Below are 21,447 nucleotides of genomic sequence, written 5' to 3'. Positions count from 1 at the left end.
GCACCATCGCGACGATGAACAGAGCCCTGAAGCTCTGCTTCACCCTCCCGAGAGGGACATGTCGGACATCGGGACCGTGGTCGGCCACCGGCGGGCAGCGAGACCGGCATGGTCGACGAGCTGCCGCCACTTCGCGAGTTCGTGGACGACGAGCGCGCCGAGTTCGTCCGGGGTGCCGGGTCGCACGTCGATCCCGCGGGAGGCGATGAGTCCGGCCGAGTCGGTCCTGGTGAGGATCTGGTTCAGCGCCGCGTTGACGTCGCCGACGACATCGGCGGGAGTCCGCGCCGGGGCGAAGAGCCCGTACCACTGGGTCACGTCCACGCCGTCGACACCTGCTTCGTGCAGGGTCGGGGTGGTGGGCAGGGCGGCGACGCGGTCGGGTCCGGCGAGTGCCAGTGCCCGTAGCCGACCGCCGGCGATCCAGGGATATCCGGTGAACAGGCTCGAGAACATGAGCTGCGTCCGTCCGGTGACGACGGCGTTGATCGCGGCGGACGATCCGGCGAAGGTGACGCCCGGGATGTCGACGGCTGCGGCGAGCGTGAACAGCTCGGCGGCGACGTGCGGCGCCGTGCCCTCCCCGGCGGAGGCGTACGTGCATGCCGCGGGGTTCGCCCGCAGGTGCGCGACCAGCTCCGCGGCCGTCCGCGCGCGGACTGCGGAGCCTGCGACGAGCACGGTCGGGGAGTGCCCGATCAGTCCGACGGGCGCGAAGTCGGCGACCGGGTCGTACGCGACGTTCTGCAGCGCGGGGTGCATGGCGTGGGTGGCGACGTAGCCGAGCAGGAGGGTGTCGCCGTCGGGTGTCGCGCGGGCCACGTGCTCGCTCGCGATGCCGCCGTTCGCGCCCGGCCGGTTGTCCACGACGACCGGCCGGCCGAGGAGCGGTCCGAGCTCGAGCGCGATCGCCCTGGCGATCACGTCGTTGGCCCCCGCCGCCGGGGTCGGGACGATTAGCCTGATGGGCCGGGACCGGTCGGAGCGCACCGTTCGGCCCGCTGGGCCGGCGCTTCGCGCACCTCCCGAGAACACGTGGTCGGGCAGGTGCAGCTCACCCTGGAGGATCTTGCGGGCGGTGCGGACGAGCGATGCGCGCTCGATCACCGTCTCGCCGTCCCGCTCGGCCAGCTCGACCTCGACCTCGATCCGGCCCAGCGGGTGCAGCACCGCGACCGCCCGAGCGGACCCGCGTCGACGACTACAGCCGCCAAGTCCGGCAGATGGCCGCCGACGCCCGCGCCGCCGCCGAGCAAGCCCAGCTACAGATCCCGCAACAGCGGGTGGGGCCAGATCAGAGAAGAACACCCGACCCGTCGCGCACCACCGGTGGGGCCAGATCAGAGAAGAACTCCGGGGCCACTTCTGGTTGACACAGCCACTTGCCGCGAGCGTGACGCGATTCGTCGTCGACGAGCTCGGCACGCGAACTTCCATTGCCTGGTACATCGACGGAGCCGAGCAGCCGCCGCGCAGCGTTCGGCCGGGACGCATCTACCCGACGGCCGACTGAGCGACTGCCCCGCGGGATCTCGCGTCGATGCCCGCGGAGTGCCCAAGGCCAACGGGGTTGTTCCCCGAAACGCCAGGATCCCGGACCCTGCGCCCCCTCAGGAGGACGCAAGATCCGGGATCGTAGGCAGTGACGTCGCGGAATGGCGTCTACATTGTCCGCTCGGGAACGATCTTCGCGTCGGGTTCTGGCTGGTCGGTCGCGCCAGCGCTCGGCCCAGCAGCCCGACGGAACCGCGTTCGACGAGCCAACCACGAGATCCCGATGGCCGCGAGCGCACCCAGGGCTGGCAGACCGATCAACCAACCGACCGGTACGTTCTCGATCATCGGCGTCGGCGTCGGCGGCGAAGCGACAGAACCACCGAGCGCGGGGGCGGGCATCGGCTGTGGCTCCGACGGCGCCTTTGTCGGCGGATTAGGCAACGGATCGGCCGACGGGCCCGTCGGGAATGCGGGCGGGTCGTGGTCGCCGGCCGATTCATTGCTATCGCCAGGTAGGGACTCCTTGCCGAGGAACTCCCGCATCATTCCCGTGTCCGTGATGATGTTGAAGTTCTGCGCGGTGAACGAGATGCTCATCATCGAGTTCACGCCCAGCACTTCGCCGCGGGCGTTGATCGTCGGCCCGCCCGATGTCCCGGTGGCAACGTCGGCATTGGTCTGGAACACCGCCGAGCCGTGGCGGAACTGCCGGGCGGTGATGGTGCCCGAGGACGAGACCGGCTGCAGGCGCGAGTCCTGCAACACCTCCGCTGGGTTCTTGCCGCTGATCAACGCATCCAGCTCGACACCGTCGGTCTGGCTGATGTTGATCCCCGGAAAGCCGATGGACGTCACCGGCTCGCCCAGTAAGGGCGCCTCTTCCGCGATCGGCAACGGGTGACCGGCAGGGAGCCCGTGAACCTCCAGCTTCGCTGTATCGCCCTCCTCCGCCGATCGGAAACTGTGGACCCGCACCTCGGTCGGCGCCGTGATCACCCGCCCTTCCAGCTCGCGCGGCTGGAACACGAATACCGTCCGCTCCGGGTCCGGCCGAACCGGCGGCAACGGTGCCGGCATCCCTGTCTCGGGATCGACCTGGAGCGGGCCGTTCAGACCCAGCGCCAGCCGACCTTCCTTCGGATCCACGCAATGGCCCGCGGTGACGATCGTGTCCGCTGCCTCGAACCACCCCGTGCAGAACGACACCACTGGAATGTGCGACTGGTCGCCGGAGTCCGGTGAAACGGCGCTGTAGGGGGCGAAGAGTCCAGACAGCGGGTCGATCGGCTCCTTCCAGATCGTGACCACACCGACGATCGACCGCTGCGCCGACTCCAGCATCGCAGGGTCGATCAAACTGTTCCCCGGATTGGATGCGTTCGGCGAAACCATTGCGGCCTGGCGCGGTAGCGCGGCGGGACCGCCGGATGCGACGGCTGCAGCCCCACAGGACGCCACCGATGACCCAGCCACCATGACGGCGAGCAGCGCCCTGGCGATCTGCGGACCTCGATTGGACAGAGAATTCACTACCTGACCCCCCGATCGATGCGGTGCGCTGTTCGCCCCGTTGTTCGACGATGGCTTACCTCTGTTGTGCTGATCACCGGGCGAACTGTGTCGATCGGTGTCGGCGAACCCGTGGTCGTGACAGCGGGTCGCGTGACCACGGAGGCCGCTGTGCTCGCGACGGGCGCTCGCCGGTTCGCCTGTCGCCAAGGGGGTGCACGTGCCGCGGCGCACGTCGTGACCAGGTTGACCACCCACGCGTGGTCACGCTGTGGTCGCCTCGTACTCCCAGACCACGAACCAGCAGCACGTCGTCGCGACAGCCCGCGCCTCACACTCCGGAACGCTGCTCGTGGCAAGATCGCGATCAGCGCCGGCCCGGTTGCTCAGGACGTACCGGGGCCTGCGGTCGGGCCATTCCCGTGCCGCGGCGTCGGGTCCTGTCTGTGTGGCCGTGACGCCATTCGCGGGTTGCGGTGCCGATCATCGGTTGTCGGAACCTGGCCGTCGCCCGCGCCACGCTCGGCATGCCGAGGCTGATCCACGGCGGGGGCAGGGTTCTGCGACGTGCCAGCGCGGAGCCTGCTTTGGCCCAAATTCGCGGCGATTCGCTCGACCGCCAACATCGGCATTCCGTTCATGATCAGGGCCCTGAGGATGAGGCGGTCGACTCCACGTCTGCTGTCGGTCGCATGCGCGGCAACTTGGTCAGCGATGTGTTTGGGCAAGCCCAGGGCATTGCCGTCATGGTCAGCGCCCCCGGTGATCACCATGGTCCCGAAGAGCATCAATCCGGGTCGTCCGAGCGTCGCGACCAGCCGCATGGCCTGCGCATTCATGCGTTCCCGCTGGGTGAACGCGCCTTCGTCATCGACCCACGCCGTGACATCGGTACCGTTGATGCGGAGGCTGACGACGTCCACTGTCCGGCAGCCGATCCGGTCGTACAGCGACTGGAGCAGGTTCTGTTCGGTGGGCATCCGTTCGATGACGGGCGCTTCATCGTTCGTCCCGAGGACCACCATGAATCGGTCGGCAGGACCCGAATTCTGGTCGGGGGTAGTCGTCGCAGAGATCCCGGGTTCATGATCATGCGAGTGTGGCTGTGAAAGAGAGTTGGTCATGCAAGCGACGGTTGAGGTCCAGGTCGTCCACGTCGTGGCCCGGCCGTGGTCTCACGGATGAGATAGGCGCCGGGGCTCGACCGCTGACCTACGTAAATCACTAACGTTGGATCCCGGCAGCGAAGTCGCGAGGTGAGCGCACCGGGCGGAGATGCCGGTGGGCGGGAATACGAGGCGCGTTGAGGTAGGTGGTGAGAGAGTCCCCTGCGGCAGCAATGGCCGCTGCGTCCGGATGAAGATAACGCTGGGTCGTCGTGATATTGCCGTGCCCAGCGATCTTGCGCAGAACATGGACGGGAACCCCGGCATCGGCCATCCAGGTCAAGCCGGTGTGACGCAGTGAGTGCCGCCGCAGGTGCTCGTAGCCCAGTGCCGCGACGACCTCATCCCAATGCGTCGCGTCACGCAGAACCGCGGTGGCGATTCGCCCACCGCGCGGGCCGGTGAACAACCGCGCGTCCGGGCGGTGCCCGACGGCGTGGACTCGGCGCTCGACCATTTCGCGAATCTCGGCGATCAACGGCACGGCGCGAGCTCGGTTGCCCTTCGTCCCCTTGTCCATCAGTCCACCCGGCGACGGCGTGGTTTGACGACGCACCGTCCAGATCCACCTGTCGGTGTCGATGTCGCGTACCCGGCAGCCGGACACCTCCCCTATCCGGGCCGCGGTGCACGCGGCGAAGATCACGACTTCGCCCCAGGCCGAGAAGTTGTCAGTGGAGCGGGCTACCAACTCGTCGGCGAGGGCGACCAACGTGGCCCAGTCGGGCAGTGCGAGCGCACGCGGGTCGTCGAGTTCGTCTTCGAACTGCTGGTAGTCGCGCTGCCAGCCGGTGACGCGGGCAGGGTTGCGGTCGATGATCCCGTCCCGCACCGCCTGTTCCATCACTCGCACGAGGATGGCGAGACTGTTCTTGACCGTCGAGCGGCTGCATTCGTCGGTGATCCAAGCGTGCACGGCCCGGTCGACCAACCCGTTGGTGATCATCGAGACGTTGATGTGGCCCAGGCTCGGCACGACTCGCTTGTGCCAGCCGGCGAGATAGGGGTCGAGGGTCTTGGACTCCAGGCCACGTACCGCCAAGGGCATCACCGAATCGCCGTACTCGGCCAGGGTGAATGTGGCGTTGACCGGGTCGACGCCACCGTGGGCCAGGCGCAGCAGTCTGTCGATCCACGCTTGCGCTTCGTCGACGGTGGCGAAGGACTGCGACTTCGTCCGCACTTGGCGGGTGAGGGGATCGTTCCACCTCAGCCGCGCCCGGTAGGGCGTGGGCCGGTCCGGTCGGTGCTCGATGTCGTCGCGGATCGCCACCCCGACCGGCAGCTCGACGGGACGGGTGCTCATGATGGGCCTGCCGGATCAACGCGGCGCGAGCGCAGCCAGGTCTCGAGGTCGGTGGCGCTGTAGATCGTCCGGCGTGGTGACACCTTCACGAACGGCGGGCCTTGCGGGGGACAGGTGGAGCGCCACCGTCGCACGGTCGAGGGATCGACGCCCAACGTTGCGGCGACCTCGTGCGTGCTCAGCCATCGCTCGTCAACGCTCATCTGGTCTCCCGCGCCCGACGCAACATCCACGTCGACCGACCGTCCGCACGCCGGTGACCCGGCCCGTGGCTGACGCGTGTCCGGCTGAGTGGGCACGCGATGTCGGGACCGCGGCTGACCTGGCTTCGGCGCAGCTGCGACGGGCATGCGGTCGAGGCTCGCGTCGCTGCCCGGGACGGAGATCAGCGTCGGGCACCGCGACATCGTCCGGTGGATCGCCGCCGCTGGATCAGCAGCGGCGATTCCACCCGATCGGCGCAAGCCGTCGCGGCGGATCGGCCGGCTCTCGGCTTCGCCGAAGTCGGCGCCGGCACGTCGGTCGGCGCGACACGCCGGGAATCCCTCAGTGAGAGCGCGACCGGCGGCCGCGCAACCGCAGGCCACGAGCTTGCGGCAACCGGTGCGTTCGAACCTTAAAGGCGGCTGGTCCCCAAATGGTCCCCAGGCGCCGCCGGACGTGATCTTCGAGCGACGCTGAAGACGATCACCCCATGATCGTGCGCATTCCGTGGTTGCCCAGGTCAGGACACGCAAAAGGGCGGCACCTCGTGCTGCGAGGTACCGCCCTTTTCGCCGTCGGGACGACAGGATTTGAACCTGCGACCCCTTGACCCCCAGTCAAGTGCGCTACCAAGCTGCGCCACGTCCCGGCCGCCCCCGAGGAGGCTGGATCAGCGTACAACACGCCGGATCCGAGCCGTTCGGCCGGTCGTGGCTCCCCCCAAGGTCGCCGGTAGCCGCACCTGCTGGCCGCGGCCGTTCGTGTTCGGACGTCCGCGTCCTTGCAGTTTCATCGGACGATGTGCGCGGACGCCACCGTCCAACGTCGCCCCACCGGGGGCGACTTTCGTGGGTACCGGCGGGTAGTTCAGGCGGGGTGGGGTTGGCCGGCGGGCGGGTCCAGCAGCGGGATGACGCCCGCGGCTGCCGCGGTGGCCTGCGGGAACGTCGCCGTCACGGTGAACGAGTCGCCGCGCGGTCCGGCGTCGACGTGACCACCGACGAGCTGGACGCGCTCGATGATGCCGCTGAGGCCGCGGCCGCCACGGTCCGCAGCCCGCGGGGCGCGGGACGGCAGGGGGTTGCTGATCTGCAGCCGCATCTGCGGGTGCTCCCACGCGTAGCGGAGCTCGACGGACGCGCCGGGGGCGTGGCGCACCGCGTTGGTGAGCGACTCCTGGACCACCCGGTAGACGGCCCGGCCGACGGCGGGACCGAGTTCGAGGGGCTTCCCCTCGTGGACGACGTCGACGTCGACCCCGGCCGCGCGGGCGCCCGCGACCAGCGCGGTGACCTCGGCGCCGCTGCCGGCCCGCTGCTCGGCCTCGTCGATGAGCCCGAGCGCGGTGCGCATCTCGGCGATGGTGCTCTTGGCGAGCTCGCGGATCTGCTCGGCCGTGTCGCGGCTCGACGGGTCGGTGGTGGACGCCGACAGGGCGGCTGCGCTCACCGCGATCAGCGTGACGTGGTGGCCGACGGAGTCGTGGATCTCCCGCCCGATCCGGGCGCGCTCCTGGGTGCGGGCCGTCTCCCGGGTGGCGGCGACGACGTCCTCGCGGGCGCGCCGCAGCTCCTGGAGGCTCGTGGTGAGCCGTTCCCGGGTGCTCATCAACATGCCCAGCAGGGCCGGTGCGCCCGCGATCAGGCCGGTGAGCGTGAACGTGAGCACCCAGCGCTGCCAGGGCAGCGTCTCGTAGTACATGACGGATCCGACCGCGACCAGCACCGTGGAGGCGACCCACGGCCAGATCGTGGCGCCGCGGCGGTTGCGGCGGCCCAGCGCGTAGAGGGCGACGGCGGCCGCCGGCCAACCCAGCCCGCTCGCGACCGCCGGCAGCACACCGATGACGGCGAGCTCCGGGCGGATGTGGCGCAGCGGCAGCAGCGCGCAGCCGATCAGCGCCGCGGTGAGCGACCACGGGTGTGGCGGCACGGCCCAGGAGGCGGCGACGGCGGGCAGGGTGACCGCAGCGATCTCGGCGAGGGTTCGCCGGATCCACAGCGGTGTGGCGCGCCACCGGCGTTCCACCGCCGTCCTTGCTCGCACTGCCGCTGCCTCCGGTCTCATTCCCGCTCCCAGCTGCGCGCCAGCAGTGCTGCCTGCACGCGGTTCTCCGCGCCCAGCTTGATCAGCAGCGCCGACACGTACTTCTTGACGGTAGCTTCGGCGAGCCCGAGCCGGCAGCCGATCGCCGCGTTCGAGTCGCCGGCAGCGAGCCTGCCGAGCACCTGCCGCTCCCGCAACGTCAGGTCGACGGGTGGCCGGACGGGGGCGGCGGAGCCGGCGGCGAGCCGGGGCAGCAGCCGCGCGGTGATCCGCGGGTCGAGGACGGCGCCGCCGTTGGCGAGGTCGAGCACCGCGCGGACCAGCACCTCCGGGTCGGCGTCCTTCAGCAGGAACCCCTGGACGCCGATGCGGAGCGCCTCGGCGACGTAGTCGTCGAGGTCGAACGTGGTCAGCACGGCGGTGGCCGGTGGATCCGGGCGGCTGCGCAGGGTGCGCAGGGCTGCGAGCCCGTCGGTGCCGGGCATCTGGACGTCGACCAGCGCGACGTCGGGCCGGTGCTCGGCGACCGCCCGCAGCAGCTCGTCGCCGTCGGCGGCGAGCCCGACGACCTCGACGGCCCCGCCGACCTCCAGCACGGTGCGCAGGCCGGTGCGCAGGAGCGGCTCGTCGTCGGCGAGCACGACGCGGACCGGTGCCTGACCGGCGGCGCGTCCCGTGGGCATCCGAAAAGCCTAGCTGGCCCGACGCGATCACGACGCCTGTCGGCCGATCGATGTCAGGGATGCATCGGGAGACCCTTGACGACCTTGTCGATCCCGTTGCGCGGTCCGTGGACGGCGAGTCCGACGAGATCGAGCTTGTCGCGCGGCACCGCTGCCACTGCGGCGCGGTTGTCCCGGTCGTTGCCCGTGGTGAAGAGCTCCGCGGTGAACACCGCGACCGGCAGGCCGCGGTCCGTCGCCCGCCGGTGCGCGGTGACCAGCTGCTCCTTCGTCGCTTCGAAGACCAGCACGGGTTGCCCGAACGTCGCGAGGTAGGGCGTGCCGTCGGCGTCGGCGTACGGCTCGCCGATCAGCTCGGGGACGGCGTGCGCGATCCCCGCGGCCAGGAACGCGGTCATGTTGAGCCGCTGCCAGACGGGGAGGTCGTCGCGCACCAGCACGGCGATCTTGGTCGGGAAGCGGACGGGGCCGGTCGGGTCTTCCATCCCACCAGTGGACACCGTCGGCGACCTGCACGTCTTGTACGATCTGCGCGTGTCCGGCCGACCTGCGTCGACGGTCCGCGCGTGGCGCCCGGCCGTGCCGGGGGTCACCGAGGTGTTCCACGCCCGGTTCACCGATCACGCCTACCCGATGCACGCGCACGACTCGTGGACCCTGCTGATCGTCGACAGCGGAACGGTCACCTACGACCTGGAGCGGCACCCGCATCTGGCGGCGTCGCAGGTCGTGACACTGTTGCCGCCCTTCGTGCCGCACAACGGGCGGTCGGCCACGCCGGCGGGGTTCCGCAAGCGCGTGGTGTACCTCGACGGTTCGCAGCTCGGTGACCAGCTGATCGGCCGCTCGGTCGACGAGCCGGTGATCGTCGACGAGCTGCTGCGCGCGTGGATCGCGCGGTTGCACGCCGCGCTGGTCGTGCCGGGGGAGGAGTTCGCCGCGGAGGGCCGGTTGGCATTGGTGGGGGAGCGGCTGCGCGGCCATCTGCGCACCCGCGCGCCGGTCGACCCGCCCGCCGGCGGTGCCGTGCTGGCGCACCGGCTGCGCGACCTGCTCGACGCGCACCGGACGGCCGGCATCAGCCTGGCGGCGGCCGCCGGCGTGCTGCACGCCCACCCCGCCCATCTCGTCCGCACGTTCACCAGCGTGTTCGGCATGGCTCCGCACCGCTACCTGACGAGCCGGCGGGTCGACCATGCCCGCCGGCTCCTGCTCGACGGCATGCCCGCGCGCGAGGTCGCGACCGCCGTCGGCTTCTACGACCAGTCCCACCTGACCCGACACTTCTCCCGCGTCGTCGGAGTGCCGCCCGGCGCCTACGCGCGGAGCGACCGGACGGCGTGATCTCCGGCCGACCGCCCGACCCGCGGCGGCGCGGCGATGATCCGGTGCAGGCTGGCGCGCAGCTCGCCGACGGCAGCGGCGCCGATCCCGTCGGCCAGCCAGGCGTCGAACGAGGCGATGACGTGCTCGCCGACCTCGACGACAGCCCAGCCGCGTTCGGTGAGCCGGACGCGCTTGGCGCGCCGGTCCACGGGATCGGTCTCCACGGTCAGGTAGCCGTGCGCGGCGAGGTGGCGGATCAGTTCGCCCATCGCCTGCTTGGACACCGCAGCGCGCTGGGCGAGGTCGGTGACCCGGGTGCCGTCCGGGTCGATGGCCATGAAGACCGGGGCGTGGGCCGCGCGCACGTCGGCGAAGCCGGCCTCGGCCACGGCCTCGTCCAGCTCTGCGGACAGGCGCTGGCCGGCGGCGTTCAGCAGGGAGCCCAGGGGGAGGGGTCGCTCCCGGAGCGGGTTGGTAAGGGGGTTGACCATTGTGCTCCACGCTCGTACCGTCGGGCCAAGTAGTACGGAACCTTACCAATCTGGGGGATCGCGTGGAGTGGATGGACGGGGCGCGCCGGACGGGCGGGCTGATGTGGGTGGCCGCAGGGATCGTGTTCGGCATCGTCCGGGTGCTCCTGGGCGACCCGATGCCAGGAGTCGTGACGCTGACGGTCGTCGCTGCGGTGCTGGTGCTCGCCGCGCTGGTGGTGCGACCGGCCGGACGGGCCACGGTGCTCGCCGGGCGGGTGGTCGCGGTGCTCCTCGCCGTCGCGTTCGCCGGTGCGGTGGCGGACCGGTTCGGGGTGTGGGGGCCACCCGGGGGCGCCGGGGTGTCGTGGGGGAGCTGGGCGGCGTTCGTCGACTACACGCAGGTGCTGCTGCTCGGGGCACCGACGCCGATCGCCGTCGGGGCGGCGGTCGCGGCGACCGCGGCCGAGGTCGCGCTGGCCGCGGCCCTGCTGACGGGGTGGCAGCGGCGGTGGACCGGGAAGGCAACGGCCGGCCTGCTGACCGTCTACCTGGTGGCGATGGGTCTGTCCGTCGGGTGGGCTGAGGTCGCGCGGTACGCCATGCCCGTCGAGATCGGTGGTGCGCTGCTGGTGACGGTGGCGGTCGCCGAGCGCGTCGAGGAGCTCGTGCCGTGCTCGTGACCTCGCGGTCCGCCGCCGAGTACCGGGCGATGTTCGCGCTCCCGCCCGAGCTGCCCGGCACCGTCCTCGACTGCTGCGCCGGTGGCGCGAGCTTCGCGGCGGAGACGGCCGGTGTCGTCGCCGTCGATCCCACGTACGCGCGCGGCCGCGCCGAGCTGGCCGACGGTGTGCGCACCGGGCTCGTCGACGGCGACCGCATGATCGCCGCGCACGCCGACCGCTTCGACTGGAGCTGGTACGGCGACCGCGCGGCCCGCGCGTCGATGCGCACGGCGGCCGCCGCGGCGTTCCTCGCCGACCTCGCAGATCGTCCCGGTCGGTACGTCGCCGGCGCGTTGCCGCACCTGCCGCTGGCCACGGGCAGCGTCGACCTCGCGCTCTGCTCGCACCTGCTGTTCACCTGGGCCGACCGGTTCGACGAGCACTGGCACCGCGCCGCGCTCGTCGAGCTGGCCCGCGTCGCGCGGCAGGAGGTGCGGGTGTACCCGCTGGTCCTGCAGGGCTCGGGCGAACCCGTCCCGTTCCTCGACGCGCTCCGGGCCGACCTCGACGCGGCCGGGCTGCCCTCCGAGCTGCGGCCGGTCCCGTACCGGTTCCAGCGCGGCGCAGAGGAGATGCTGGTGGTCGGTACCGTCGACGGGTGGCCAACATCGGACGTGAGGAGCTCTCGGGAGCCCACGACACGGAGGTCCCGCAGCGGTTCCTGGACCTGATGCTGTCCGGGTGGCGCGAGGAGGGGATCGACACCGCGCCTGCCCCGCACGTCGAGCACCTGGCGCGGCGGCGCGCACTGCTCTCGGCGGCGTTCCCCGGCGACACGCTGGTGATCCCGACGGGCAACGTCCACTCCCGCACGTTCGGCGCGCCGTACCTGTTCCGCGGCGGCAGTGACTTCCTGTGGCTGACCGGCGACACCGACCCGGACTCGGTGCTCGTCCTGCATCCTGCCGCCACCGGTCACGACGCCGTCCTGTACGCGCGGCCACGCTCCGACACGGCGTCGGGCGCGCAGTACCTGGACCGCGGCGACGGCGAGATCTGGCACGGGCGGCGGCTCGCGCCCGCCGAGAAGACCGCGGTGCTGCAGATCGAGACGGCGCCGCTCGCCGAGCTCGGCGCCGTGCTGGACAAGCTCGCCGGGTCCGACCGGGCGCGCGTGCTGCGCGGCTACGACGCCTCGATCGACGGCGGCCTGGCGCCGGGCGCGCTGCCCGTGACGGCCGAGAACGTGGCGCGCGACGCGCTGCTGGCAGCTGTTCTGTCCGAGCTGCGCATGGACAAGGACCCCTGGGAGATCGCGCAGCTCCAGCAGGCGATCGACGCGACGGTGCGTGGCTTCGAGGACGTCGCGCGGCGGCTGCCCGCTGGCCGAGCGGTGCCGGAACGGCACGTCGAGGGCGTGTTCGCGTGGCGGGCCCGGGTCGAGGGCAACGGCGTGGGCTACAGCTCGATCGTCGGCGGCGGGCCGCGATCCACGATCCTGCACTGGCAGCGCAACAGCGGCGCCGTCGAGCCGGGCGGGGTGCTGCTCATGGACATGGGCGTGGAGAACGTGCACGGCTACACCGCCGACGTCACCCGCGTGCTCCCGGTGTCGGGCACGTTCACCACGGCCCAGCGCGACGTCTACGACATCGTCCATGCCGCGCACGACGCCGGGCTGGCCGTCATCCGGCCCGGCGCGGAGTTGACCGAGGTCGGCGCGGTGTGCACGCGCGTGCTCGCCGAGGGCCTCGCCGGTCTGGGCCTGCTGAAGGGCAGCCTCGACGAGGCGCTGGACCCGGCGACCACGGCGTACCGGCGCTGGACGCTGCACGGGTTCGGCCACATGCTCGGCCTCGACGTGCACGACTGCGGGCACGCCCGACCCGAGCACTACGCGCGGGGCGTGCTGCGGGAGAACCACGTGCTGACCATGGAACCAGGCCTCTACCTGCAGCAGCACGACGAGCTGGTGCCCGCGGAGCTGCGCGGCATCGGCATCCGCATCGAGGACGACGTGCTCGTCACGGCGGACGGGAACAGCGTGCTGTCGGCCGGACTGCCCACCGCCGCGCCGGAGGTGGAGTCCTGGCTCGCGGACCAGCGCGCGGCCGGCCCGCGCGAACCGGTCTGAGCCTGGTCACAGCGGCGGCAGCACCCACGACGGCGCGTCGGGCGCGTCCACCGTCACCGTGTGGGTGCCGTCGGTGGCGACGGCGAGGGTGAAGCGGTCCCACCCGGGCCGGCCCAGCGCGGTGTAGCGGGCGTGCGCGTCCAGCAGGAGGTCGAGCAAGGGGGTGGCGCCGGCGGTCCGGGCCCGTCCGGCGGCGACCGGCCCGGTGCGGTCCACCTCGACCCACGACCCGTCGGCGGCGGTGTAGCGGTCCGCCAGCACCGCCCGGCTGTCGTGGTCGAGCAGCAGCTCCCTGGCCAGGTGGTTGCCCGGCAGGTCGAGGGCGGCGAAGAACACCTCCACCGGCCCGAACGGCTCGGGCAGCGCACCCGGTTCGAGTGCGCGTTCCGCGCTGCCCCACACCCCGGCCCTGGACGTGGTCCGAAGGGGCACGGTGGGCGAGCGCAGGGCCATGAACCCGGCGGACGTGGCATCGAAGCGCCCCTGCAACCCGTTCGGCCCGGCCCGCAGCAGCGCCAGGTTGCCGGACCCGGCGCCGATCTTGACGTCGGCCAGCACCAACCCGCCGGGCCGCACCTGCTCGACCCATGCGGGCGGGATGCGGGGCACGGCGCAGGTCGCGATGATCCGGTCGTACGGGGCGTGCTCCGGCCAGCCGGTCACGCCGTCGCGGGTGGCCAGGCGGGGCGCGTGCCCCAGCCGGGCCAGCCGCTCGCGCGCCAGCTCGGTCAGCTCCGGCTCGACGTCGATGCTGTGCACCTGCTCGGCGGGCAGCCGGTGGCACAGCAGCGCGACGTTGTAGCCGGTGCCGATGCCGATCTCCAGCACCGTCGAGTCGTCGGCGATGTCGAGCGCGTCGAGCATGCGGACCATGAGCCCGGGCTGGCTGCTCGACGAGATCGGCATGCCTGCGTCGTCGACGGCGGTCACGAGAGGCACGTCGGTGTAGGTGCGGGCGGTCCACTCCGCCGCCGTGGCCGGGTCGTCGGGCGCGACCGGGTACCAGCGGCCCTGCTCGTCCTGGCTGAGCCAGCGCGGCACGAACTCGTGCCGTGGGGTCTCGCGCAGTGCCGCCTGCCAGCGCGGATCGATCGGTGTGCCGTGCGCGACCAGCTCGGCCACGAGCTGCTCGGCACGCTCGCGCCAGTCCGGCATGCTGATCACCGCGGTCGCCCGTCGCGGCCGGTGAGGAGGGCGGGATGCGGACCAGGGGAGCGGTGCTGCGGGAGGTGCCCGGCCGGTTCGAGGTGGCCGAGCTGGAAGTGGACGACCCGCGGCAGGGCGAGATCCGGGTGCGGATGGCCGCCTCCGGGCTCTGCCACTCGGACGACCACCACGCCAGGGGCGACCAGCGCGTCGCGATCCTGCCGTTCGCCGGCGGCCACGAGGGTGCGGGCGTGGTGGAGGCGGTGGGGCCGCACACCACGGGCTTCGCGGAGGGGGACCACGTGGTGTTCTCCTTCCTGCCGGCCTGCGGTCGCTGCCGGTGGTGCGCGCACGGGATGCAGAACCTCTGCGACCTCGGCGCCTCGCTCGGCACGAACGCCCGCTGGGACGATCCCACGTCGTTCCGCCTGTCGCTCGACGGGCGACCGGTCGGCCAGATGTGCGGCCTGTCCACCTTCTGCGAGGTCACCACGGTGTCGACGGCGTCGGCGGTGAAGATCGACCCGGCGATCCCGCTGGACGTCGCCTGCCTGACCGGCTGCGGTGTCGGCACCGGCTGGGGAGCGGCGGTCAACTCGGCCGCGGTCCGGCCCGGCCAGGTCGTGATCGTGATGGGCATCGGCGGCATCGGCATCAACGCCGTGCAGGGCGCGGCGCACGCGGGCGCGGCGACGGTCATCGCGGTCGATCCGGTGCCGTTCAAGCGCGAGTCGGCGCTGCGGTTCGGCGCGACGCACGCCGTCACGGACATCGCGGAGGCCACCGAGCTGGGTCGGCAGCTGACGAACGGACAGGGGGCCGACGCCGCGATCGTCACGGTCGGGGTGACGCTGGGCCGACACGTCGGGCAGGCGCTGCGCGCGGTGCGCAAGGGCGGCACGTGCGTGGTCGTGGGGCTCGGCGAGGTGCGGTCGCGGGAGGGCGACATCCCGCTGATGGAGCTGGTGCTCTACCAGAAGCGGCTGCAGGGATCGCTCTTCGGCGCGTCGGCGCCGAGCGCGGACATCCCGGCGCAGCTGCGGCTGTGGCAGCAGGGCGCGCTGAAGCTGGAGGAGCTCATCACCACGCGGTACACGCTGGACCAGGTGGCGGAAGGCTTCGACGACATGCATGCCGGCCGCAATCTGCGGGGAGTCATCGTTTACTGACCCGTCACGCCCAGCGCTTGACGGACGCCGCAGACCTTGCGATCGTCAGTGTTCGGACTATCTCCGTTCGGACCTCGGAGGCGAGCGTGGACCAGAACCTGTTCAACGAGATCTGCCTGCAGCAGCTCACCCTCTCCGGCGTGCACGAGGGCGAGACCGTCGCGGTGCTGACCCGCGGCGCCGATCGCGCCGAGTACGCCGACGCCTTCCTGTGGGCCGTCCAGAAGCTCGGCGCGCAGGGCTTCCACCTGCGGCTGCCCGCGCCCGCGAGCGCGTCCGGCGCTTGGGCGGTGGGCGACTCCGGCCTCGCGCAGAACCGGCTGGCCGTCGAGGCGCTGAAGAGCGTCGACATGGTCGTCGACTGCACGTTCCTGCTGTTCTCCCCGGAGCAGTTCGAGATCCAGGGCGCCGGCACCCGCATCCTCACCGCCGTCGAACCCGCCCCGCTGCTGGCCCGGCTCATGCCGACGAAGGAGCTGCGCGAGCGCGTCGAGGTCGGGGCCGAGTTGCTGGCCAAGGCGCAGACCATGCGCATCACCAGCCCGCACGGCACCGACGTCACGTACAAGCTGGGCGTCTACCCGACGATGAGTGAGTACGGCTACACCGACCAGCCCGGGCGCTGGGACCACTGGCCGGCCGCGTTCGTGTTCACCGGCGGCGCCGACGACGGCGTCGACGGCAAGATCGTGCTCGCGCCCGGCGACGTGCTGCTGCCGTTCAACACCTACGTGCAGACGCCGGTCGAGCTGACGATCGAGGAGGGCTTCGTCCGCGACATCCGCGGCGGCCTCGACGCCGACCTGCTCAGCTCCTACATCCGCTCCTTCGACGACCCGCGCGGCTACGGCATGAGCCACGTCGGCTGGGGCCTCGACGAGCGCGCGCACTGGCACGGGTTGACCCAGTTCGGCGGCGGCATGGGCATGGAGCTGCGCAGCTTCTACGGCAACGTCATGTTCTCCATCGGGCCCAACAACGAGCTCGGCGGCCCCAACGACACCCCCTGCCACTTCGACATCCCGATGCGCGGCAACAGCCTCTACCTCGACGACGAGCTGATCGTGGACGCGGGCGAGCTGACGGTGCCCGAGATGCGACCGGCTGCGAAACGATGACCGACCACCACATCGGGATGATCGTCCCCAGCTCGAACCTCACGATGGAGACCGAGCTGCCGCGCATGCTGCGCGCCCGCGAGGAGACCCGGCCCGAGGACAGGTTCGTCTTCCACGCCGCGCGAGCACGCATGCAGCACGTCACGCCGGAGCAGCTGCGCGTCATGAACGCGCAGGCCGAGCGCGCGGCCACCGAGCTGGCCGACGCGCGCCCGGACGTCGTCGCGACGGCCTGCCTCGTCGCGATCATGGCGCAGGGTCCCGGCTACCACTGCACGGCCGAGGACGCGATCACCGCCGCCCTGCGCGCGGAGGGTGCATCGGCGCCCGTGATCTCGTCCGCCGGCGCGCTGCTCGCCGGCATCGCCGCGCTCGGCGCGCGCCGCGTCGCGATCATCACGCCCTACCTGAAGCCGCTCACGCAGGCCGTCGTCGCCTACCTCGAGGACGCCGGCGTCGAGGTGGTGGACGCGCTGTCGTTGGAGGTGCCGGACAACCTCGCGGTCGCCCGCCTCGATCCGGCCGACCTGCGCGAGCACTGGCGCACGCTCGACCTCTCCCGCGCCGACGCGCTGGTGCTGAGCGCGTGCGTGCAGATGCCGTCGCTGCCGTCGATCCAGCCGGTGGAGGACGAGGCGGGCATCCCGGTGCTCTCGGCCGCCACGGCCACGACCTACCGGATCCTGCAGGAACTGGGGCTGCCGCCCGTCGTGCCGGGCGCGGGGCGGTTGCTGGCCGGCTGAGGTCGGGCCCGCCACTGCCGGCCGGCTGACCAGGTTGTTCGCCGAGCGGTCTGGACACCGGTGGACAGCGTCTGTACATGTATGTACATGAGTGAACAGGCGGGCTTCTCGAAGCGCTCCCGGCTGGTCGCGGACCTCACCGCCGACATCCACGCCGGCCGGCTCGGCCGAGGCGACCGGCTGCCCGGCGAGCACCAGCTCGCCGCGCGCTACGCCGTCTCCCGAGGCACCGTACGCAGCGCGCTCGCCGAACTGCAGCGGCTCGAGCTGATCACCACCCAAACCGGTGTCGGCTCGTTCGTCACCTTCGACGGCCTGCGCCTGGACCAGCGCGTCGGCTGGGCCAGGGCACTGGCCGACACGGGCGCGGTGGTGGGCACCGAGCTGCTCGGGATCACCCGCGGCGGCGATCCCGACGTCGAGCAGCGGTACGGGCCGGTCGTCACGATCCGGCGGCTGCGCCGCGCCGCGGGCCGCCCGATCTCCCTCGAGGTGGCCGCGCTGCCGGCCGTCGGGACGCTCGCCGAGCTCCCCACGACCGGCCTCGTCGACGACTCCATCACCGCCACCCTTCGCGCCGCGGGCCTGCGCGGCGCCGGCGGCGAGCAGTGGATCTCCGTCGAGCCGCTGGACGCCGCGGACGCCGCGCTGCTGGACCGGGCGCCGGGGGAGCTGTTCCTGCGGGCCGTGCGCGTGACCCGCAGCCGCGAGGGCGGGCTCGTCGAGCACGTCGTGAGCCTGCTCGACCCGCAGCGGTTCCGCTTCCACCTGACGTTCCCGGAGCACGGATGACCACCCGGGACCGGGCGCTGGGGGCCCTCTACGGCCTGGCGATCGGCGACGCGCTGGGGATGCCGACGCAGTCGCTGTCGCGGGCAGGCATCGCGGCCCGCTACGGCGTCGTCGACCGGTTGCTGGCCGGCGCCCCCGACCAGCCGATCGCGCCGAACCTGCCGGCCGGCACGATCACCGACGACACCGAGCAGGCGCTGCTGCTGGCCCGGCAGCTCGTCGCAGGGGACGGCCGGCTGGACCCGCGCGCGTTCGCCACGGGGCTGCAGGTCTGGGAGCAGGACGTGATCCGCCGCGGATCGCTCGACCTGCTCGGGCCGTCCACGCGGAGAGCACTGGAGCGGCTGGCCGCGGGCGAGCCGATCACCGAGACCGGCCGCGACGGCACCACGAACGGGGCCGCGATGCGGGTGGCCCCCATCGGCATCGCGGTCGACGGCGACGTCGACGGTGCCGCGCTGCTGGATGCCGTCGTCGACTCCTGCGTCGTCACGCACAACACGAGCCTCGGCATCGCCGCGGCGGCGGCGGTCGCAGCGGCCGTCTCCGCCGGCGTCGGTGGTGCCGGCCTGCCCGCGGCCGTCGACGCCGCCGAGGAGGCCGCCGCGGCCGGCGCGCGGCGCGGGCACTGGGTCGCGGGCGGTGAGATCGCCGCCCGGCTGCGCTGGGTGCGCGGCTGGGTCCGCGAGCTGGGCCCGGACGCCGTCGCCTCCGCGCTGGCCGAGGTCGTCGGCACCTCCGTCGCCGCCAACGAGTCGGTCGTCGCCGCGTTCGCGCTGGTCGACGTGTTCGGCTCGGACGTGCGGACCGCACTGACCACCGCCGCCTCGCTGGGCGGCGACACCGACACCGTGGCCGCGATCTGCGGCGCGGTGCTGGGCGCCCACCACGGCGCCGCGGGGCTGCCGGGCGACCTGCTCGCGCAGGTCCGGCAGGTGAACCAGCTCGACCTCGACCCGATCGTCGACGGGCTGCTCGCGCTCCGCACCCAGCACGTGCCTCGCTGATCCACATCGTCGAAGGAGGCCGCCATGGCCACCGGAACGACCGTCACATCCGGCCCGGCCCGGGAGTCCGCTCTCGAGACGCGCGGGATCGAGCCGGTGCCCGTCGCCGAGCGCGGTGGGCGCCCCGGCCAGCTGTTCTGGGTCTGGTTCGCCGCCAACATCTCCATCCTCGGCCTCCCGCTCGGCGCGACGCTGGTCGCGATGGGCATGACGGTGTGGCAGGCCGTCGTCGCGGCCGCTGTCGGCTCGGTCGGTTCGTTCGCGATCGTCGGCGCGATCTCGATCGCCGGTCGTCGCGGCGGGGCGCCGGGGCTCACGCTGTCGCGAGCCACGTTCGGCGTCCGCGGCAACATCGGCCCGACGGTCGTGTCGCTGCTCTCCCGGCTGGGCTGGGAGACGGTGAACACGACGACCGCGGCGTTCACGCTGCTGGCGCTGGCCACCATCCTGCTCGGGACGGGCCCGGAGGCCAAGCAGCACCCGGTGCTCACGATCGTCGCGATCGCGGTGTTCGAGCTGCTCACGGTACTGGTCGCCGGGCTGGGGCACGCGGTGCTCGTCGCCGTGCAGCGGTGGGCGACGTGGGGGTTCGGAGCGCTCAACATCGTGGTCGGCGGGTTCCTCGTGGCGACGGTCGACTGGACCGCGGTGGGGGCGGCGATGCCGGCACCGGTCGGTGTGGTGATCGCCGGCATCGGCGTCATCGCCGCCGGGACGGGCATCGGGTGGGCCAACGCGTCCGCCGACATGAGCCGCTACCAGTCGCCCGCCGTGCGGGCCGGCGCGCTCGTGACCTCGGCGGCCGCCGGCGCGGGCGTCCCGCTGGTGCTGCTGATCTCGCTGGGCAGCCTGCTCGCGGCGGGCGACCCGGCGCTGGCCGACGCGGGCGACCCGGTCGCGGCCATCCGCGCGATGCTGCCGACCTGGATGGCGGTGCCCTACCTGATCGCGGCGTTCGGTGGGCTGCTGCTGTCCAACCACCTCTCCGTCTACTCGGCCGGGCTCACCACGCTGACCCTGGGCATCCGCATCCGGCGGGTGTACGCGGTGGTCGTCGACGTGGTCGTGACCTTCGTCGGCGCGATCTACTTCATCCTGGTCGCCGACGGGTTCTACGGCCCGTTCATCGCGTTCATCAGCGCACTCGCGGTGCCGATCACGGCGTGGGTCGGGGTGTTCGCCGTCGATCTCGTGCGCCGCCACCGCTTCGACCCGGCCGCCCTGATGGACACGGGCCGGACCAGCGCGTACTGGTACCGCGGCGGCGTTGCGTGGCGGGCGTTCGGCGCGTGGGCGCTGGCGATCGTCGCCGGGTACCTGTTCACCACGCTCGGCCCGTCCGCAGCGCCGTGGTTCGTCGGCCCGCTGGCGCACACCTGGCCCGGCGAGAACGGGCTGGCCTGGGTGATCACGTTCGTCGTCGCGGCCGGCGGGTACGCGCTGCTCGGCGGCGCGCGCCCGGTGCCGGGGGTTCCGCTGCGGTGAGCGAGCGTGCGAGCGGATCACGGGCACAGCAGGGCCGGTTCGTGCACACCGGGCAGGTCGTCGTCGACCTGGTGTTGCGGGTGCCCGCGCTGCCACCGGCCGGCGGTGACGTGCTCGCCTCGTCGACGCACGAGTACGTCGGCGGCGGGTTCAACGTCATGGCAGCGGCCGCCCGGGCCGGCGCGCAGGTCGTCTACGCCGGTGGGCACGGCGTCGGGCGGCGCGGTGACCTGGTGCGTGCGGCGCTCGCCGCCGAAGGCGTCGCCGTCGCGGCCGCGCCGACGCCCGACGCCGACACCGGCGTCTGCGTGGTGCTGGTCGACGGCACCGGCGAGCGCACGTTCGTCACGGGGACGGGGGCGGAGACCGCGGTGGCGGCGCCCCTGCGCGACCTCGCCGCGGACGACCTGGGCTACGTGAGCGGGTACAGCCTGCTCGTCCCGGACAAGGCCGAGCAGGTGCTGGCCGTCCGGGGCGGGACGCTGCTGGTGGATCCCGGCCCGCTCGTCGCCGACATCGACGCCGGCATCTGGGCACGGACCCTCGCCAGGACGGCGGTGCTGAGCTGCAACGCGCGCGAGGCCGCGCTGCTCACCGGCATCGCCGACACTGCCGATGCCGCCCGCTCCTTGGCCCGGCAGGTGCCGGTCGCGGTCGTGCGCAGGGGCGCGGCGGGCTGCGTGGTGGCGCGGAACGACGAGGTCACCCCGGTGGCCGGGATGGCGGTCACAGCGGTCGACACCAACGGTGCGGGCGACGCGCACTGCGGAGTCCTCGGCGCCGAGCTGCTCCGCGGCGCGGACGTGCTGGACGCGGCCCGCCGCGCCAACGTCGCCGCGGCCGTCGCGGTGACGCGGCACGGCCCGGCCACGGCCCCGACCCGGGCCGAGGTGGACGAACTGCTGAACGACGTCACACACCGCACGGCCACGTCACACAGGTTGGGCGGTGTGTGAGGCGGCCGCGCGCTGTGTGACGTCG

At 72.5% G+C, this 21,447-nt stretch carries 21 protein-coding genes and 1 tRNA gene; 11 read left to right on the top strand and 11 right to left on the bottom strand.

Features of this window, described 5'->3' with window-relative positions:
• Positions 1 to 39: 39 nt before the first annotated feature.
• The 9 genes from ACQEVB_RS29655 to ACQEVB_RS29615 all read right to left on the bottom strand — a co-directional run bounded on the left by ACQEVB_RS29655 (position 40) and on the right by ACQEVB_RS29615 (position 8,896).
• Positions 40 to 1,170 carry a tripartite tricarboxylate transporter substrate-binding protein gene (locus ACQEVB_RS29655; RefSeq protein ID WP_432978291.1) on the bottom strand — a complete coding sequence of 377 codons (1,131 nt, stop codon included), beginning with the start codon at positions 1,168 to 1,170 and terminating at the stop codon, positions 40 to 42.
• A 492-nt stretch (positions 1,171 to 1,662) separates the two neighbouring features.
• On the bottom strand, positions 1,663 to 2,838 hold the full coding sequence (locus tag ACQEVB_RS29650) for a trypsin-like serine peptidase (RefSeq protein ID WP_432978288.1): 1,176 nt from the start codon (positions 2,836 to 2,838) through the stop codon (positions 1,663 to 1,665).
• A 554-nt stretch (positions 2,839 to 3,392) separates the two neighbouring features.
• Positions 3,393 to 4,031: a DUF3846 domain-containing protein gene (locus tag ACQEVB_RS29645; protein ID WP_432978285.1), complete on the bottom strand. Its 639-nt coding sequence runs from the start codon at positions 4,029 to 4,031 to the stop codon at positions 3,393 to 3,395.
• 199 nt (positions 4,032 to 4,230) lie between these two features.
• Positions 4,231 to 5,478 (bottom strand): tyrosine-type recombinase/integrase, encoded by a 1,248-nt coding sequence (locus tag ACQEVB_RS29640; RefSeq protein WP_432978282.1) that lies wholly within the window; start codon positions 5,476 to 5,478, stop codon positions 4,231 to 4,233.
• Positions 5,475 to 5,681: a helix-turn-helix transcriptional regulator gene (locus tag ACQEVB_RS29635; protein ID WP_432978279.1), complete on the bottom strand. Its 207-nt coding sequence runs from the start codon at positions 5,679 to 5,681 to the stop codon at positions 5,475 to 5,477. Before ACQEVB_RS29635 ends, ACQEVB_RS29640 begins: the two co-directional genes overlap by 4 nt.
• A gap of 576 nt (positions 5,682 to 6,257) precedes the next feature.
• Positions 6,258 to 6,331: transfer RNA gene (locus tag ACQEVB_RS29630), tRNA-Pro, on the bottom strand.
• Between the two features lie 218 nt (positions 6,332 to 6,549).
• Entirely contained in the window at positions 6,550 to 7,710 is a 1,161-nt protein-coding gene (locus tag ACQEVB_RS29625) for a sensor histidine kinase (RefSeq protein WP_432978276.1), read from the bottom strand.
• Positions 7,711 to 7,745: 35 nt separating this feature from the next.
• A complete protein-coding gene (locus ACQEVB_RS29620) occupies positions 7,746 to 8,411 on the bottom strand; it encodes a response regulator (RefSeq protein WP_432978273.1) in 666 nt (221 codons plus the stop codon).
• Positions 8,412 to 8,464: 53 nt separating this feature from the next.
• Entirely contained in the window at positions 8,465 to 8,896 is a 432-nt protein-coding gene (locus tag ACQEVB_RS29615; protein WP_432978270.1) for a DUF2000 family protein, read from the bottom strand.
• A 49-nt stretch (positions 8,897 to 8,945) separates the two neighbouring features.
• On the opposite strand from ACQEVB_RS29615, the gene ACQEVB_RS29610 reads away from it, so the two are divergent.
• Positions 8,946 to 9,755, top strand: coding sequence for an AraC family transcriptional regulator (locus ACQEVB_RS29610; protein WP_432978267.1), 810 nt, complete (start codon positions 8,946 to 8,948; stop codon positions 9,753 to 9,755).
• Here ACQEVB_RS29610 and ACQEVB_RS29605 read toward each other — a convergent pair.
• A complete protein-coding gene (locus ACQEVB_RS29605; protein ID WP_432978264.1) occupies positions 9,728 to 10,228 on the bottom strand; it encodes a MarR family winged helix-turn-helix transcriptional regulator in 501 nt (166 codons plus the stop codon). The two genes, ACQEVB_RS29610 and ACQEVB_RS29605, sit on opposite strands and share 28 nt — an antisense overlap.
• A gap of 62 nt (positions 10,229 to 10,290) precedes the next feature.
• Between ACQEVB_RS29605 and ACQEVB_RS29600 the strand changes: the two genes are divergently transcribed.
• From ACQEVB_RS29600 to ACQEVB_RS29590, 3 genes are read left to right on the top strand one after another with little or no spacing between them, the layout of a single operon-like run.
• Positions 10,291 to 10,890: a hypothetical protein gene (locus tag ACQEVB_RS29600; protein ID WP_432978261.1), complete on the top strand. Its 600-nt coding sequence runs from the start codon at positions 10,291 to 10,293 to the stop codon at positions 10,888 to 10,890.
• Complete coding sequence (locus tag ACQEVB_RS29595) at positions 10,881 to 11,603, top strand: hypothetical protein (protein WP_432978258.1); 723 nt, start codon at positions 10,881 to 10,883, stop codon at positions 11,601 to 11,603. The genes ACQEVB_RS29600 and ACQEVB_RS29595 overlap by 10 nt, the downstream gene beginning before the upstream one ends.
• Positions 11,531 to 13,006, top strand: a complete 1,476-nt coding sequence (locus ACQEVB_RS29590; RefSeq protein ID WP_432978255.1) for an aminopeptidase P family protein — start codon at positions 11,531 to 11,533, stop codon at positions 13,004 to 13,006. The genes ACQEVB_RS29595 and ACQEVB_RS29590 overlap by 73 nt, the downstream gene beginning before the upstream one ends.
• Before the next feature lie 6 nt (positions 13,007 to 13,012).
• Here ACQEVB_RS29590 and ACQEVB_RS29585 read toward each other — a convergent pair whose 3' ends face one another.
• Complete coding sequence (locus tag ACQEVB_RS29585; RefSeq protein WP_432978252.1) at positions 13,013 to 14,161, bottom strand: methyltransferase domain-containing protein; 1,149 nt, start codon at positions 14,159 to 14,161, stop codon at positions 13,013 to 13,015.
• A 44-nt stretch (positions 14,162 to 14,205) separates the two neighbouring features.
• On the opposite strand from ACQEVB_RS29585, the gene ACQEVB_RS29580 reads away from it, so the two are divergent.
• The 7 genes from ACQEVB_RS29580 to ACQEVB_RS29550 all read left to right on the top strand — a co-directional run bounded on the left by ACQEVB_RS29580 (position 14,206) and on the right by ACQEVB_RS29550 (position 21,422).
• Positions 14,206 to 15,321 carry an NDMA-dependent alcohol dehydrogenase gene (locus ACQEVB_RS29580; RefSeq protein WP_432978249.1) on the top strand — a complete coding sequence of 372 codons (1,116 nt, stop codon included), beginning with the start codon at positions 14,206 to 14,208 and terminating at the stop codon, positions 15,319 to 15,321.
• Positions 15,322 to 15,407: 86 nt separating this feature from the next.
• On the top strand, positions 15,408 to 16,439 hold the full coding sequence (locus tag ACQEVB_RS29575; protein WP_432978246.1) for a leucyl aminopeptidase: 1,032 nt from the start codon (positions 15,408 to 15,410) through the stop codon (positions 16,437 to 16,439).
• On the top strand, positions 16,436 to 17,182 hold the full coding sequence (locus tag ACQEVB_RS29570; RefSeq protein WP_432978243.1) for a maleate cis-trans isomerase family protein: 747 nt from the start codon (positions 16,436 to 16,438) through the stop codon (positions 17,180 to 17,182). Before ACQEVB_RS29575 ends, ACQEVB_RS29570 begins: the two co-directional genes overlap by 4 nt.
• An 81-nt stretch (positions 17,183 to 17,263) precedes the next feature.
• Positions 17,264 to 17,974, top strand: coding sequence for a GntR family transcriptional regulator (locus ACQEVB_RS29565; protein ID WP_432978240.1), 711 nt, complete (start codon positions 17,264 to 17,266; stop codon positions 17,972 to 17,974).
• Positions 17,971 to 18,981: an ADP-ribosylglycohydrolase family protein gene (locus ACQEVB_RS29560; protein ID WP_432978237.1), complete on the top strand. Its 1,011-nt coding sequence runs from the start codon at positions 17,971 to 17,973 to the stop codon at positions 18,979 to 18,981. Before ACQEVB_RS29565 ends, ACQEVB_RS29560 begins: the two co-directional genes overlap by 4 nt.
• Before the next feature lie 24 nt (positions 18,982 to 19,005).
• A complete protein-coding gene (locus tag ACQEVB_RS29555) occupies positions 19,006 to 20,466 on the top strand; it encodes a purine-cytosine permease family protein (RefSeq protein WP_432978234.1) in 1,461 nt (486 codons plus the stop codon).
• Entirely contained in the window at positions 20,463 to 21,422 is a 960-nt protein-coding gene (locus tag ACQEVB_RS29550; protein ID WP_432978231.1) for a PfkB family carbohydrate kinase, read from the top strand. The genes ACQEVB_RS29555 and ACQEVB_RS29550 overlap by 4 nt, the downstream gene beginning before the upstream one ends.
• Positions 21,423 to 21,447 lie beyond the last annotated feature (25 nt).

Origin of the sequence: Pseudonocardia sp. CA-107938, assembly GCF_050936315.1 — a bacterium.
Taxonomy (GTDB): Bacteria; Actinomycetota; Actinomycetes; order Mycobacteriales; family Pseudonocardiaceae; genus Pseudonocardia.
Note: the sequence above shows the minus strand (reverse complement) of the source record. Positions and strands in the feature narration are given on the sequence as shown.